We start from the raw sequence: 13,898 nt of genomic DNA, 5'->3' as shown, positions 1-13,898 counted from the left end.
CCATGAACAGGCTTAAATTTTTCGCAGCTATCGTCGGCGTCGTAATTTCGGCTCCGGTGCAGGCCCAGAGCGCTAGTGACTCGGCCGACTTCGCGGTTGTCGGTAATGTTCCGGCAATTTGCGTCGGCGGCTCGGTGTCGGAAGCCGGTGGCATTTTCGACCTGGGCATTCTCGTCGATACGACCACTGGTTTCCTCCGCTCCGATCTCAGCGCACCCTCCCAGGTGCTGGCGGGGAGCTTCTGCTCGTCACGCAGTTCGATTGCGGTTGCTGCCACGCCCGTAGTCGCACAGACATTCACGGCCACTGCGCCAACGGGTTTTTCACGTAGCGTTGATTTCACGGCGACGGCGGCGGGTTGGACAACCACTCCCGCCAGCTTCAGCACCGCGTCGGCAAGCAATCCTGCGGCGATCCAGCAACGCACGACTGCATTCAGCGGACCGATCACCGTCAACATTGGCGACTTTGCAACCACCGGAGGCACCGGCCTGCGCCTCGTTGCCGACACTTCCTATCGTGGCACGGTTACCGTGACGCTGACTCCGGAAAGCTGAAGCATGGCGCGCTCTTCTCTCATGTTCGCTCTGGCGTTTTTGCCGGTGTGCGCGATGCCAGCTGCCGCACAGGAGGCCGCAAGTGCGACTGGGCTTCCCGTAACCGGTTCTGCGCCACAGGTCTGCACCCTTGCAGGTGGCGAACTGCAGGCAGGGCAGCTCGTGAACTTCAATGGCATTTCCGGTGACACTCTGCAGGTTACACAATTGCTGGACCAGCAGACGCTCGCCGCCCGCCCGGCGAGCGCTACTGTGTCATTCTCCGCCGTCTGCAACTACCCGCATCAGATCCGCATCCAGTCCGAAAACAATGGTTTGTGGCCCACCGATGGGCGGCAAGCCACTGATGCGCCGGGATTTGCAACGGCTTTGCCTTACGACGCCAACCTCACTTGGGGCAGTTCCTCCGGTCAACTCCAAATGGATGCCCGCATCCGCAGCAATCGCGAGCAGCGCATCGACGTTGACCAGGCGACAGCGGGAACTGTCACCTTGCGCCTCGCCATTCTCGCCGGGGCATCGAATGGCGGGGTGAATGCGCCCGTGCTTGCCGGCGTCTATGGCGATACGCTGCGTATTACGCTGGAGCCAAAATGATGCGCTACATGCTCACAATCGCGGCACTCGCGTTTGGCGCTTCGGCCAATGCCCAAGAGGTTGATCGCGCGGCTCAAGTGCTCGAACTCAGTGCGACTGCTGGTTCGGCCTGCGTAATCAGCACACCGAGAGCCAGAGCAGTGACCAATGCCAACTTTCAGGCGACGGGCGACGGCAACGCCACGGTCGGGTTGACGCGCCTGGTTGATCCCAACACGGCGCTGCCGCGGGGCGCCAGCTTCGAGCTGGAGATCCCAGCCACTTGCAATGCCTCGCACCGGGTAACTGCCGCGTCGGGCAAGGGCGGATTGGGCAGGGTTGGGGCCGCCGGCCCTCAGGCGCAGGGCTTTGCCGATTTGCTGCCCTATACTCTGCGCCTTGACTGGGCCGGGGCGAGTCAGGAGCGAAGCAGCAATGCTGGCATGCTGGTGCTGGCGGTGGCGAATGGCGCAACGGGCAATCTCGCCCTGCTGGTCAACACACCCGATGGCGGCACGCCGCTGATTGCCGGTGATTATGACGACACGATCGTCATCCAGCTGCAGCCAACCGATTGAATCTATTGCCTGCGGGCAGGGGGAACTTCACGTGAAATCCATTGTCTCGTTTCTGTCTGCTGCTGCCGTTTCGCTGGTGCTGCCGGCTGCCTCGACCATGGCGATGACGGTGCAGCCGGTCGTGATCGATCTCAAGACCTCCGGGCGTGACATGTCGCAAGTCATCACGGTCGAGAACACGTTCGCCAGTCCGCTGCCGGTCGAGCTCACCGTGCAGGAACTCCGCCTGACCGACACCGGCGTTTCACCGACCGGCAAGGATCCCGGAGACCTTCTCGTATTCCCGCCGCAAGCGCTTATCGATCCCGGCCAGACCCAGACTTTCCGCGTCCAATACGTTGGCGACCCGGCTCTCGCCGGCAGCAGGCACTACTATGTGACAGTCGCACAGTTGCCGGTAAAGTTGCCCGAAGGCCAATCTGCGATTCAGATCCTCTACAATTTCCAGGTCCTCGCCAGCGTTGCGCCTGCAGGCGTAAAGCCGAAGCTGGAGGTCACAAGCGCCGAAGTCGGCAAGGACGGGGCCGGCAAGCCAGTGGCTGTCGTGACTGTTGGGAATGCTTCTGCGGTTCACGGTTACCTTAGCGGCAGCAAGTTGCGCATTGTCGAAAAGGATGCGGCGGGGAAGGAGCAATTCCGGCGCACACTTTCTGGTCCTGAAATCCAGCAGACAATCGGCTTCGGCCTCGTGGGCGGTAACCAGACCCGCAAGGTGACTATTCCTGTCGAACTGCCGCTTGCCGTTGGCACGGTTGAAGCGACGATCACACCGGAGGGCTGAGCTCATGCAGGGCCGGTCGCGGCAGATCTTCGCCATAGGAGCCAGCTTGCTTGTTGCGGGCAGGGCTCCTGCCGTCTGGGCGGACACGCTCGAACCGGGTCGCGATGGCGCCGGGATGCGCGTTCCTCTTGCACCAGCGACAAAGCTTGCGGCGGCCAATCTGGCAGAGCAGTTGCCAGCCCCGGCATTTCGTTCGCAGAAGCTTAATCCGACGGGACGCGCGGTGGTTCTGACGGTGCCTGCCAAGGACGGTGGTAGCTATCTCGGCGACGTCCCGGTGCAGATCGACGTCGACGACCGCCTGACTTTTCCGGCCGCTCGCGTCATACAGATCCTGTCCGAACTGCTTGCGCCTGACGTGCTGGAAGGCCTGCGGACGAGCTTTGGCGGCAAGACGCAAGTCAGTGCAGAAGATCTGGCCCCTGTTGGCATTGGCGTAGATTACGATCCGCGCACGCTGGAACTGCGTTTCAGCATTCCCACAGAGCGGCGTGCGTCGCGGGCCGTGTCGGTCTCGGCGCTCGATCGGTCGCGGGTTGGCGAACTGCTGAAGCCTGCAAACTTCAGCGCCTATCTCAATCTCCGCAGCTCGATGGACCTGGTCGAAGATGGGTTTGATCAGGGACTGCGCGAACCGGTCATGCTTGTTGATGGCGCGTTGCGTCTTGGCCCGATCGTCGCGGAAAGCGATGCGATCTGGCAGCCAGGAGCATTGGGCGGCGATTTCCAGAGGCTCGGCAGTCGCTTCGTGTTTGATGACACCCGGCATCTGGTGCGCATTTCTGCGGGCGACCTTGAATCGCAGGCGCGTGGTTTTCAGTCTGCGCCGGACATCGCCGGGATTTCGATCTTTCGTTCCTATAGTGTCCTCAATCCACAACAGGTCGTGCGTCCGCGTGGTGACCGCGCTTTTCGCCTCGACCGTGCATCCACGGTTGAGGTCGTCGTCAATGGTCAGCAGGTCCGTCGTCTGCAACTGGCTCCAGGCAACTACAATCTGCGAGACTTCCCCTTCACGCAGGGGGGCAACGATATTCGCCTGAATATTCTTGACGACACCGGTCGTACGGAAGTCGTCCAGTTCAACCTGTTTGTCGATCAAACGCAGCTCGCCAAGGGTCTGAGCGAATTTGGCCTCTACGCTGGCGTGAAGGCTCCACTCGGTTCGCGCGGCCCGCGGTACAGCGATGACTGGATTGCATCGGGCTATTATCGCCGAGGGCTGACCGATGCCTTGACTGTTGGAGTCAACTTTCAGGCCGACGCTGATAGCCGGATGGGCGGGGTCGAAGCCGTTGTCGGCACGCCGTTCGGCACGCTTGGCACGAACATCTCGTTCAGCAAGGTTGATGGCATCGGGTCGGGACATGCTTTCAACGCCACGTTCCAGCGCCTGATCCAGCGACCGAGCGGCCTCGGCGATACCTTTAACCTGTTCGTCGAACGGCGGAGCCGCCGCTTCGCTCCTGTCTCGTTCTTTCTGCCAGACAATCCTTACAAGTACGAGCTGGGTGGTGGTTACACCCATGCCTTCACCACAAGCTTCTTCGGTGGCGCCGATGTTCGGTTTTCGAAAGGCCGGACCGGCAGGCCCAATGTTCAGAACTACCGTCTGAGCGCGGGTTGGCGATTTTCAGACCGCGCAACGCTTAACGCAGAGGCGCGTTATCAGGAAGACACGCTGGGCCGGGAGTTCAGCGGCTTTGTCTCGCTCATCGTCCGTCTGGGGCGCTATTCCACTGTCCGCTCCGACTTTGATACGCGCGACAATCGCTTCCGCGCATCGTACCAGACACTCAGCGGTAGCGGCGTTGGCAGCTATAACGTCACCGCCGATGTTGAACGCTCCGACAATGGGGCAGGCGTCTCGGTCAACGCCAATTATTTCGCCAATCGCGCAGAGCTTGGCTTCAGCCATTTCGGCACCTATTCGCGCGGCTTCGGTGACAGTCAGAACCAGCGCAGCACTTTCCGCTTGGGCACCTCGCTGGCGCTTGCCGATGGTGCGGTTTCGCTTGGCCGTCCCATCTTTGACAGCTTCGCCATCGTGCGGCCGCACCGAAGCCTCGGCAAGGCCGACATCGTGGTGGATGCGTCAACCTTCGGCAACGCTGCCAATAGCGGGAGCTTGCGCTCGGCTACCATGCCGAGCTTGCCTTCGTATTCCGAGCGCACTGTGCCTCTCGATGTTCGGGATGCGCCTCCGGGCACTGATATCGGCCAAGGTTCTTTCCGCGTGTTCCCGTCATACCGCAGCGGATACGTCGTTACCGTTGGCTCCGACTACAACGTCACAGCGCTCGGCGTCATGCTCGATCTTGACGGCCAGCCGGTGTCGCTGGTCAGCGGCACGGCCACGGAAGTCGCCCATCCGGAGCGGCCGGCGCAAACCGTGTTCACCAATCGCCAGGGCCGTTTTGGTGCGACCGGCCTTGCACCCGGAAAATGGCGTGTCGAAATGCTCGACGCTGCACGCTCCACATTCGAAATCGAAATCCCCCAGAAGGCAACGGGAGTTGTCCAGCTCGGGGAGATAAAGGCGGTAGAAAAGAAATGATCACTCGGACCGTCATGTCAAGCCTGCGCAAGTTCCTGGCTATGGCCGCAGTTGTCCTGATGATTGCTGGTGCCAATGGCGCCTACGCCCAGTCGAACTGCGGCGTTACCGGAAGCGGCGGAAGCACATCCATCCAGTACGATCCGTTTGCGTCATCCGGGCTGCAATCGGTTGATATTCCGCTGACCCTTACGCGCGTTACGGCAGGCGGCGGAAAGAAGACGCAGGAAGCATACTTCGTATTGACGAAGCCCGCAGGAAGCCCCGCCTATCAGGTGCAGGCTACTGTGCCGGGCGGTGGCACCTACTTTGACGTACTGTATGATTCCAACGCGGTGCCAAGCAATCTCCCGGCCATTTCCAATATTCAGACGGGCCAGATTGCCGTGCAGTTCGGCGGGGCTGCCCAGCCGGACACGCTTCAGATCAACCTGCGGGTTACCGTGCCTGCCAACGTCGATCTGATCGCCGGTGGCCTGATTCAGTTCGGGATTCGCTACGTCTGCAAGGGCACTGGCGGCTTGAACGATGTCCTGACGCCGATCGACAGTGCGGCCGCCATCTCGATCAACGTGAATGTCCTGAGCGCACTTCGCGCAAGCTTCGTTGGGACTGCGCTCGATTTCGGCGAGCTTGCCCAAGTCTCGGATGCCCAGGCGACAACTGTAAAGACTTCGCCGTCAAACCACGTTCGCGTGCAAAGCTCCGGACCTTACACGGTCTCGCTCGGCGTCATGCCGGGAGATGCCCAGCCGTTTGTCTTGACCCCAGGTGGCGCCTCGACGACGGACACGAGTCAGCAGATCCGCTATTCGGTCCGCTTCCTCGGGCAGACCCGGTCTCCAACCAGTACGTCGGCAATCACCCAAACCTGCGCCCGAGCCGGAATTGGCGATGCGATCGAAGACCGTTTGCCGGTGCAGAGCACTCTGATCGACGGCGGAGCGACCAAGGCGATCTCTCCGATCTACTCGGAGAACCTGGTCGTCACGATCACTCCGCTCGTTGCTGGATCAGTTGCGCCCACGGACTGCGGCAGCATCCCGCTGTGAAAGTCAGCGTGGCTCGATACGGAAGCGGATCGAGCCTGCTGCCTTGCCGTTGGCTTCAATCGCTATCGAGCGCGTTTTTGCGGCGGCGTGAGCCACGTCACTGATGAGGACTTCGCCCGAACCGTCGAGGGCAATCGCGCGGCCGTCTACGATCAGCCGGCCCGCAGCAAGCTGCTTGGAATAGGTCGCAACGACGCGATATCCCGCACCGTTATTGCAGAACTCGCGGAGTTCGCTCTTGTTGCCATTGGCGTTGAGCATTGCGCTGGCGCTGTTGTCCACCGAAACGCGGCACACCAGCGGCACTTGCCCGGTGATCGTGATCGAAGCTGATCCTTGCGATGCTTGCACCGCACCACCTGCGGCCACCGTACCCAACGTGGCGAGCGCCAGAGCTACCATCCTGCCAGAAATCATGATGCAATCTCCATTAACACTCAGGCATCATGCATCGGTGGCCGCCAACGTCCGGTTCCGGTTTCTGGTTAACAATTTCCGGGAAAGCTTTAGGAATGGCGGGATTTCGGCGTTTTTTCTCCGCGACGTCCCTAAGTCTGATTACCTAAGCCGTTCGAAAAGTCTGAACGTCCCTTCCTCGCCTGCGGGAACCGCAGCGGCCATTCGCGCATAGAGCCAGACGAAGCTGGCGCCATTTCGCGCTTCAGTCATGACCCGGAAGGAAGCCCGCCATGGCCGCTCGCGCATACTGGCAAGGGCAATTGCGCCTTGCCCTGGTTTCGATCCCGGTCGAAATCTATCCGGCCACGCGCAGCGGTGCGGCCATTTCCTTTCATCAGATCCACGAGCCCAGCGGCAAGCGCATCCGCTATGAGAAAGTGGCGCCCGGCGTAGGTGCCGTTGATCGCGAGGAGATCGTCAAGGGCTACGAGGTGTCCCGCGGCAACTACGTCCTGCTTGATGACGAGGAGATCGAGTCCGTTCGCATCGAAAGCCGCAAGACACTGGAGCTTGTCCAGTTCGTGGGGGCAGATGAAATCGATGCTCTCTATTACGAAAAGCCCTATTTCGTCGTGCCGGCCGATGACCTTGCCGAGGATGCCTACATCGTCCTGCGTGAGGCGCTCAGACAGACGAAAACCGTCGGGTTGGGACAGCTCTCGGTCCGCGGACGCGAACAGTTTGTTTCACTGAAACCATGCGGCCGGGGCCTTATCCTCGAGGTTCTGCGCTATGCCGATGAGGTCCAGCGCGCCCATAACTGGTTCCGCGACATTCCCGCGCGCGATGCCGACCCCGAACTGCTAGATCTGGCCGCCAGCCTGATCGAGAAGAAGACCGCGAAGTTTGCACCCGACAAGTTCCATGATCGCTATGTCGACGCGCTCCACGCGCTGATCGACAAGAAGGTCAAGGCAAAGGGTGAGCGCATCATCGAGGACCCCGACGCTGACGAGGCTCCGCGCGGTGGCAACGTGATTGATCTGATGGCCGCGCTCAAGCAATCGCTCGGCCACGACGAAGATGCCGATGAGGGCAGGCCGCGAAAGCGCGCATCGCCGTCACGCCGGAAACGGGCTTGAGCGATGGCCGTCCGCGATCCCCTCGCAGCTTACAACGCCAAGCGCGATTTCACCCGCACCGGAGAACCTTCGGGCAAGAAGGCATCGAGCACGACGGGCAACCTCTTCATCGTCCAGAAGCACGACGCCACGCGGCTTCATTGGGACTTCCGCATCGAGGTTGACGGTGTGCTGAAAAGCTGGGCGGTGACGCGCGGACCCAGCCCTGATCCGGAAGACAAGCGCCTTGCGGTGCAGACCGAGGATCACCCGCTAAGCTACGCCGAGTTCGAAGGTACCATTCCCGAGGGCGAGTATGGTGGTGGGACCGTGATGCTGTGGGATCGCGGAACCTGGGAGCCGATTAAGGGCAAAAGCGCCAAGGACCTTTTAGACGGGCATCTGCACTTTCGTCTCGTCGGGCAGAGAATGAAGGGCGAATGGCTGCTCATCCGCTTGAAGAAGCGGGGCAACGAGAAGCGCGAAAACTGGTTGCTGCGCAAGATTGATGACGCATTTGCCGCGCAGGGAGATCTTCTCGTCGAACGTGCTCTCACCAGCGTGCTTACCGGCCGGACCATGGCCGAGATTGCCGCCGACAAGCGCTCCAGCCATTCGTTGAAGGGGAAGCGGGGAAAAGACTTTACCGCCGAGATGCAAGCGGCAGCCAAGCACAATGCGCGGATGACGAAGGCGCAGGCACCAGGCAAGAAACGCGGTGCAGCACCACTGCCAGCGTTTCAACCCGTCCAGCTTGCAACTCTGGTCGACAGTGTCCCCGAAGGGCGCCAATGGCTTCATGAGATCAAGTTCGACGGGTATCGGGCGCTGATCGCTGCAAAGGGCAAGGACGTCAGGGTGTTTACCCGCAGTGGCCTCGATTGGTCCGAGAAGTTCTCTCCCCTGATCCGCCACTTCGCTAGCCTCGATCTGCCGTCATGCCTGATCGATGGCGAGATCACGGCATCGGACGCCGAGGGCAACCCGGATTTCTCGCGCCTGCAAGCCGTGCTGAAGCGAGGCCATGGCGAACAGGGCGAAGGCGATGCTCTTTCCTTCCATGCGTTCGATCTCCTTGAACTCGATGGCGAGGACCTGAAACCACTATCCAATGTGGAGCGCAAGCAGCGGCTGTCCGGCCTGTTGGCCGAAGCTTCTCCGCCAATCCATGTCGCCGATCACATCATTGGTGGGGGTGAGAAGCTGCTGGAGGCAATGTGCCGTGCCGGGCAGGAGGGCATCATCGCCAAGCGGGCCGATGCGCCTTATCTGCCAAAGCGGACGCAGAACTGGCTGAAGGTCAAATGTATCCTGCGCCAGGAATTCATCATTGTCGGCATGACAAAATCGAGTGCCCGCCGCCGCCCCTTCGCCTCGCTTCTGCTGGCACAGCGGGAAGGTGATGCGCTGGTATACAAGGGCAAGGTCGGCACGGGGTTCAATGAAGAACTGCTTGACGAACTGGCCGCCCGGTTTGAACCGTTGCGACGGGAAGACCGCGCACTCGAAGTGCCCAAGACTGAAGCCCGTGGCGCGTCATGGCTCGAGCCAGTGCTCGTCGCCGAGATCGCTTTTGCCGAGTTCACCGGTGAAGGAAGGGTCCGCCACGCCAGCTTCGTCGGTTTGCGTGAAGACAAGAAGGCCGAGGACGTGACGCCCGAGAAACCTGTGCGGATCGAGAACCCGAAGGAAATCATCAGCATCAGCAACCGTTCGCGCGTGATCTTTCCCGAAAGCGGTCAGACCAAGGGTGATCTGGCAGACTACTACGCACAGCTTGCTCCAGCGATGCTCCCGTTTCTTGCCAATCGCCCGCTAAGCCTCGTGCGGTGTCCGCAGGGCAGGGCGAAGCAGTGCTTTTTCCAGAAGCATGATAGCGGCTCGTTCGGCGAACATGTCCATCATGTCCCGATCCGCGAGAAGGATGGCGATAGCGAAGACTATCTCTATGTCGGCGATGCTGCGGGCATTCTCACGTGTGTCCAGATGGGCACGATTGAATTCCACGGTTGGTGCGCCCGGACTGACGATGTCGAAGCGCCAGACCGCATGGTCATCGATCTGGACCCTGACGAGGGGCTTGATTTTGCGGACGTGAAACGCGCAGCGAAGGATATCCGGTCGCGCCTGTCCGATCTCGGTCTGGTAAGCTTTGCGATGCTTTCGGGTGGGAAGGGCGTGCACGTCGTCATCCCCCTGCGCCGCGATCATTCCTGGCAAGCACACGCCAGCTTTGCCGAGCGTTTTGCCAAGGCCCTGGGGATGGCAGAGCCGGAGCGCTACGTTGCCAACATGAGCAAGGCCAAGCGCAAGGGACGCATTTTTATCGACTGGTTGCGCAACCAGCGCGGCAGCACCGCAGTCATGCCCTATTCCGCCCGCGCACGCGCCAACGCCCCGGTTGCAGCGCCCATCGACTGGAACGAACTCGATGATTTCGAGAGGGCCAGCGCTTTCACCATTTCAGATGCGGCCGCCCTGCTGAAGCGCAGCGAGGGCAAACTGCTGCGGGGGTGGGGTGTGGCAGAGCAGTCCCTGCCCGACGTCTAGGCCCAACCGGATCGTCGAAGAACCGTTGGGTCACACCATTTCTTGCGGACGGATCAGGCGATCAAACGTCGCTTCGTCTACAAGATTGAGCGCCAGCGCCGCCTGTCTCAAGCTTAGATCATGCTCATGGGCATGTTTGGCGATCTTGGCGGCGTTGTCGTAGCCGATCTCGGGGGCCAGCGCAGTCACAAGCATGAGCGAGCGTTCGACAAGCTCTGCGATGCGCCGCCGATCGGGTTCGATCCCCTCGACACAGCGCTTTGCAAAGCTTTCCATCCCGACCGTCAGCAGGTGCATGGAGCGCAGCACCGCTGCCCCGATCATCGGCTTGAAAACATTGAGTTCAAGATGCCCCTGCATTCCTCCAACGGTCACGGCCTGGTGGTTCCCGATCACCTGCGCGCAAACCATCGTCAGCATCTCGGCCTGTGTCGGGTTGACCTTTCCGGGCATGATTGAGCTACCAGGCTCGTTGGCTGGCAACTCCAGTTCTCCGATGCCGGATCGGGGACCGGAGCCTAGCAGGCGGATGTCGTTGGCTATCTTTGTCAGCGCAACCGCCAACGTCGAAAGCGTGGCCGATAGTTGCACCAGCGCATCATTGGAGGCGAGCGCCTCGAACTTGTTCGGCGCCGTGCTGAAGGGCTTTCCCGTCAGAACCGCAATCTCCGCAGCAATGTCCTCAGCAAATCCTGCCGGCGCATTGAGGCCTGTGCCAACAGCGGTGCCGCCCTGCGCCAGGCGAAGCAGGTGAAGTTCTGCGTGCCGTAGATGATCGTGCGCATTGCGCAATTGCTGCGCGTAGCCTGAAAACTCCTGGCCAAGCGTCAAAGGCGTGGCATCCTGCAGGTGGGTGCGCCCGATCTTGACCAGGTCCTTCCAGGCAATCGCACAACCGGCAAGCGCACCGGAAAGCTTGTCCAGCGCCGGGATCAGCGCACTATTCAGCGCTTCCACCGCCGCCACATGCAGCGCGGTGGGAAAGGTGTCGTTCGAGGACTGCCCCATATTCACGTGATCGTTGGGGTGCACCGGACTCTTGCCGCCGCGTTCACCGCAAAGCATCTCGTTGGCGCGCCCGGCGATGACCTCGTTCCCGTTCATGTTCGTTTGCGTGCCGCTTCCGGTCTGCCAGATCACCAGCGGGAAGTGCTCATCAAGTTTTCCTGAGGACACTTCGGCAGCAGCCTGCTCTATGGCGTTGGCGAGCCTGGCATCCAGTCCATGCCGACGATTTACCCTGGCGGCTGCCTGTTTGATGATACCCAGCGCATGCACAATGCCCAAGGGCATCCGCTCCATGGAACCGAACGGAAAATTGTCTATGCTGCGTTGTGTTTGCGCGCCCCAGTAGGCTTCGGCCGGGACCCGGACTTCGCCCAGACTGTCGCTCTCGATACGCTGCATACGCTTCTCCGGTCAGGTGCGGTCGAGCAGTCGCTCCACTGTCTCGTTTGCTGTACCCTGCTTGTCGGCTGATGCACCAACTTCGCGTTCAAGCGCGGATCGCAGTCGGCAGATTTCATCATCCGTCAGATGTTCGATGCCGACAAAGCCTTCGCGAGCCTTGTCGACAGCGCGGATAAGCTCGTCCAGCTTTGCCTGCATCGCGGCAGCGTCGCGGTTCTGGCTGTTCTGGATCAGGAAAACCATGAGGAATGTGATGATCGTGGTGCCGGTGTTGACGACGAGTTGCCAGGTGTCGCTCCACTGGAATAACGGGCCGCTCAATCCCCAGCCGATGATGATGGCGAGCGCGATGACGAAGGTTGCGGGGCGTCCGGCCCATCCGGAAACCCGGTTGGCGATGGCGGTGAAAGCCTGTTCCACCGGATCAGTCCTTGCGCACGTGCTCTGGCTTACCCTTGCGACGTGTCGCGGCAAGCTCCTCCAACTCCTTCTCGGTCATAGATTTTTCCATTGATCGTGACGCCCCTTTGAGGTCATTCTTGTCCGTCTCGCCTCGCTTGGCCGATAGTGCGGCGCCGGCGGCCTTCTGCTGGGCTGCTGATTTGGCTGGCATCGTCATTCTCCGAATGGTTCCCGACGTGAACGTTCGGGCAGGTCCACCGTTCCGGATGCTTGGCCGGTAACTGCGCCAATTTGCGTAGCGCTCGCCTTCGCGCGTGAAGCTAGGCTTCGGCAATGGCGGTGGGCACATCTTTGCGCGAGCTTCTGGGGGCAGGGCGAATTACCGAGGCCTTGGCCAAGGCGGGAGAGGCGCTCCGGGCCGATCCCCGTGATGTGGAGGCGGGCTTTGTCGCCGCCGTCGCTCTGGCAGAGAGCGGGCGGGTGGCCGACGCGCTCAAGGCCATTGGTGCAGTGCTCAAGGCCGAACCCGAAAATGCCGAGTATCTTGCTCAACAGGCACGGTTTTTTCTGCTGGCACGGCGAGAGGCCGATGCCCTTGCCACGGCGCGGGCGGCTGTGGCTGCAGGAAGTTCAGATCCGCTGGTGCTGGATACTATCGGCTGCGTGTTTGCGCGGCTCGGGGCGCATGACGAGGCGTTGCCCCTGTTCGAAACAGCCGTAAGATCTGCCCCGGATGTCATTGAATTCCAGTTCAATCTTGGCAGCACCCTGGGATTCTTCGGCCGGGTTGACGAGGCGGCGCGGGCCTATGAAGCCATACTCGCGCGCGAGCCGGGACATGGCCGGGCGCATCTTGCATTGGCGGGACTGCGCCGTACTTCCCCGGAAACAGGCCTCACCCGGATTGCCGCGGCCCTGTCGCAGAATCCCGACCCCGAAGAGGAAGTCAGGCTGCGCTACGCTGCTTTCCAACTCCACGAGGCAGAAGGGCAACTCGACGAGGCAAACGCGCAACTCTCCCTGGGCAACGCGAGGCACAGGGCCAACCTCGGCTACCAGTTCGAGACTGATCAGGCACTGTTCGAGATCATCCGCCGCACCTTCGTTCGCGACCTGCCCTTGATGTCCGACAGCCGCCTTGACGAAGCACCGATCTTCGTCGTCGGCCTGCCTCGCACCGGGACGACGCTGGTTGACAGGATCCTCTCGTCACATGCGGAGGTGACTTCGGCCGGGGAGCTTCAGGCCATGCCGCTGGCGGTGAAGCAGTTGTCCGGGACATCATCGCGGCTGGTGCTCGATCCGGCGACGGTGGAGGCGAGCCGAGGCGTTTCGGCGCAGAAGCTGGGGGAGCTTTATCTCGCCCGGGCACGCCAGAACGCCGGGGCCGCCGGCCCTCGGTTCACCGACAAGTTTCCGCTGAATTTCCTGTATGTTGGATACATCCTTCAGGCGCTGCCGCGCGCGAGCATCGTCTGCCTGCGGCGCGGGGCGATGGACAGTGTGTGGAGCAACTACAAGCACCTGTTCGCGCTCGGCTCGCCCTACTATCGCTGGTCCTACGACCTGATGGACACGGCGCGCTATGTGCTGCTGTTCCAGCGCCTGATGGGGTTCTGGCGTCAGCGTTTTCCGGGCCGAATTCATGAAGTTACCTATGAATGGCTGGTGGCGGACCAGGAGACGGAAACCCGCAAGCTCCTGAGCCATTGCGGGCTGGAGTGGGATGCCAACTGTCTGGAATTTCACCGCAATCGCGCTGCGGTTGCCACGCCGAGCGCGCAGCAGGTGCGCCAGCCGATGAATGCACGCTCCGTCGGTCGCTGGCGCGATTACGAGAAGCACCTTGGCGAGGTGAAGGACTACTTCCTCGTCAACGGCATTCCGCTCGACTGATTTTCCTGAAGTGCACGAA

At 61.3% G+C, this 13,898-nt stretch carries 13 protein-coding genes; 9 read left to right on the top strand and 4 right to left on the bottom strand.

Annotated features, from left to right (window positions below; all coding sequences use genetic code 11):
* Positions 1–2: 2 nt before the first annotated feature.
* From ACZ1JY_RS04740 to ACZ1JY_RS04715, 6 genes are all read left to right on the top strand, one after another.
* Positions 3–557: a hypothetical protein gene (locus ACZ1JY_RS04740; RefSeq protein ID WP_465130534.1), complete on the top strand. Its 555-nt coding sequence runs from the start codon at positions 3–5 to the stop codon at positions 555–557.
* A 162-nt stretch (positions 558–719) separates the two neighbouring features.
* Entirely contained in the window at positions 720–1,154 is a 435-nt protein-coding gene (locus ACZ1JY_RS04735; RefSeq protein WP_162896008.1) for a hypothetical protein, read from the top strand.
* Positions 1,154–1,711 (top strand): hypothetical protein, encoded by a 558-nt coding sequence (locus ACZ1JY_RS04730; protein ID WP_205525168.1) that lies wholly within the window; start codon positions 1,154–1,156, stop codon positions 1,709–1,711. The genes ACZ1JY_RS04735 and ACZ1JY_RS04730 overlap by 1 nt, the downstream gene beginning before the upstream one ends.
* A gap of 31 nt (positions 1,712–1,742) precedes the next feature.
* On the top strand, positions 1,743–2,492 hold the full coding sequence (locus ACZ1JY_RS04725) for a fimbria/pilus periplasmic chaperone (RefSeq protein ID WP_346766733.1): 750 nt from the start codon (positions 1,743–1,745) through the stop codon (positions 2,490–2,492).
* Positions 2,493–2,496: 4 nt separating this feature from the next.
* Complete coding sequence (locus ACZ1JY_RS04720; RefSeq protein WP_465130533.1) at positions 2,497–5,049, top strand: fimbria/pilus outer membrane usher protein; 2,553 nt, start codon at positions 2,497–2,499, stop codon at positions 5,047–5,049.
* Positions 5,046–6,101 carry a hypothetical protein gene (locus ACZ1JY_RS04715; RefSeq protein ID WP_465130532.1) on the top strand — a complete coding sequence of 352 codons (1,056 nt, stop codon included), beginning with the start codon at positions 5,046–5,048 and terminating at the stop codon, positions 6,099–6,101. The genes ACZ1JY_RS04720 and ACZ1JY_RS04715 overlap by 4 nt, the downstream gene beginning before the upstream one ends.
* Before the next feature lie 3 nt (positions 6,102–6,104).
* Here the strand turns inward: ACZ1JY_RS04715 and ACZ1JY_RS04710 are convergent, their stop codons facing one another.
* A complete protein-coding gene (locus tag ACZ1JY_RS04710) occupies positions 6,105–6,518 on the bottom strand; it encodes a hypothetical protein (protein WP_168904604.1) in 414 nt (137 codons plus the stop codon).
* 272 nt (positions 6,519–6,790) lie between these two features.
* On the opposite strand from ACZ1JY_RS04710, the gene ku reads away from it, so the two are divergent.
* On the top strand, positions 6,791–7,642 hold the full coding sequence (ku, locus tag ACZ1JY_RS04705) for a non-homologous end joining protein Ku (protein ID WP_465130531.1): 852 nt from the start codon (positions 6,791–6,793) through the stop codon (positions 7,640–7,642).
* A gap of 3 nt (positions 7,643–7,645) precedes the next feature.
* Positions 7,646–10,171 (top strand): DNA ligase D, encoded by a 2,526-nt coding sequence (ligD, locus tag ACZ1JY_RS04700; RefSeq protein ID WP_465130530.1) that lies wholly within the window; start codon positions 7,646–7,648, stop codon positions 10,169–10,171.
* Between the two features lie 30 nt (positions 10,172–10,201).
* Here ligD and fumC read toward each other — a convergent pair whose 3' ends face one another.
* The 3 genes from fumC to ACZ1JY_RS04685 are packed head-to-tail and all read right to left on the bottom strand — an operon-like array spanning position 10,202 to position 12,194.
* Complete coding sequence (gene fumC, locus ACZ1JY_RS04695; protein WP_465130529.1) at positions 10,202–11,578, bottom strand: class II fumarate hydratase; 1,377 nt, start codon at positions 11,576–11,578, stop codon at positions 10,202–10,204.
* 12 nt (positions 11,579–11,590) lie between these two features.
* Positions 11,591–12,001 carry a low affinity iron permease family protein gene (locus tag ACZ1JY_RS04690; RefSeq protein WP_118073605.1) on the bottom strand — a complete coding sequence of 137 codons (411 nt, stop codon included), beginning with the start codon at positions 11,999–12,001 and terminating at the stop codon, positions 11,591–11,593.
* A gap of 4 nt (positions 12,002–12,005) precedes the next feature.
* Positions 12,006–12,194, bottom strand: coding sequence for a DUF3008 family protein (locus ACZ1JY_RS04685; protein ID WP_168904733.1), 189 nt, complete (start codon positions 12,192–12,194; stop codon positions 12,006–12,008).
* 122 nt (positions 12,195–12,316) lie between these two features.
* Here ACZ1JY_RS04685 and ACZ1JY_RS04680 point away from each other — a divergent pair, with 122 nt between their 5' ends.
* Positions 12,317–13,879, top strand: a complete 1,563-nt coding sequence (locus tag ACZ1JY_RS04680) for a sulfotransferase family protein (protein WP_465130528.1) — start codon at positions 12,317–12,319, stop codon at positions 13,877–13,879.
* Positions 13,880–13,898: the final 19 nt, after the last annotated feature.

This window comes from Novosphingobium sp. BL-A-41-Hi4B-X5A, assembly GCF_055521705.1.
The sequence above is the reverse complement of the archived record's forward strand: the minus strand, read 5'-3'. Positions and strand labels throughout refer to the sequence as shown.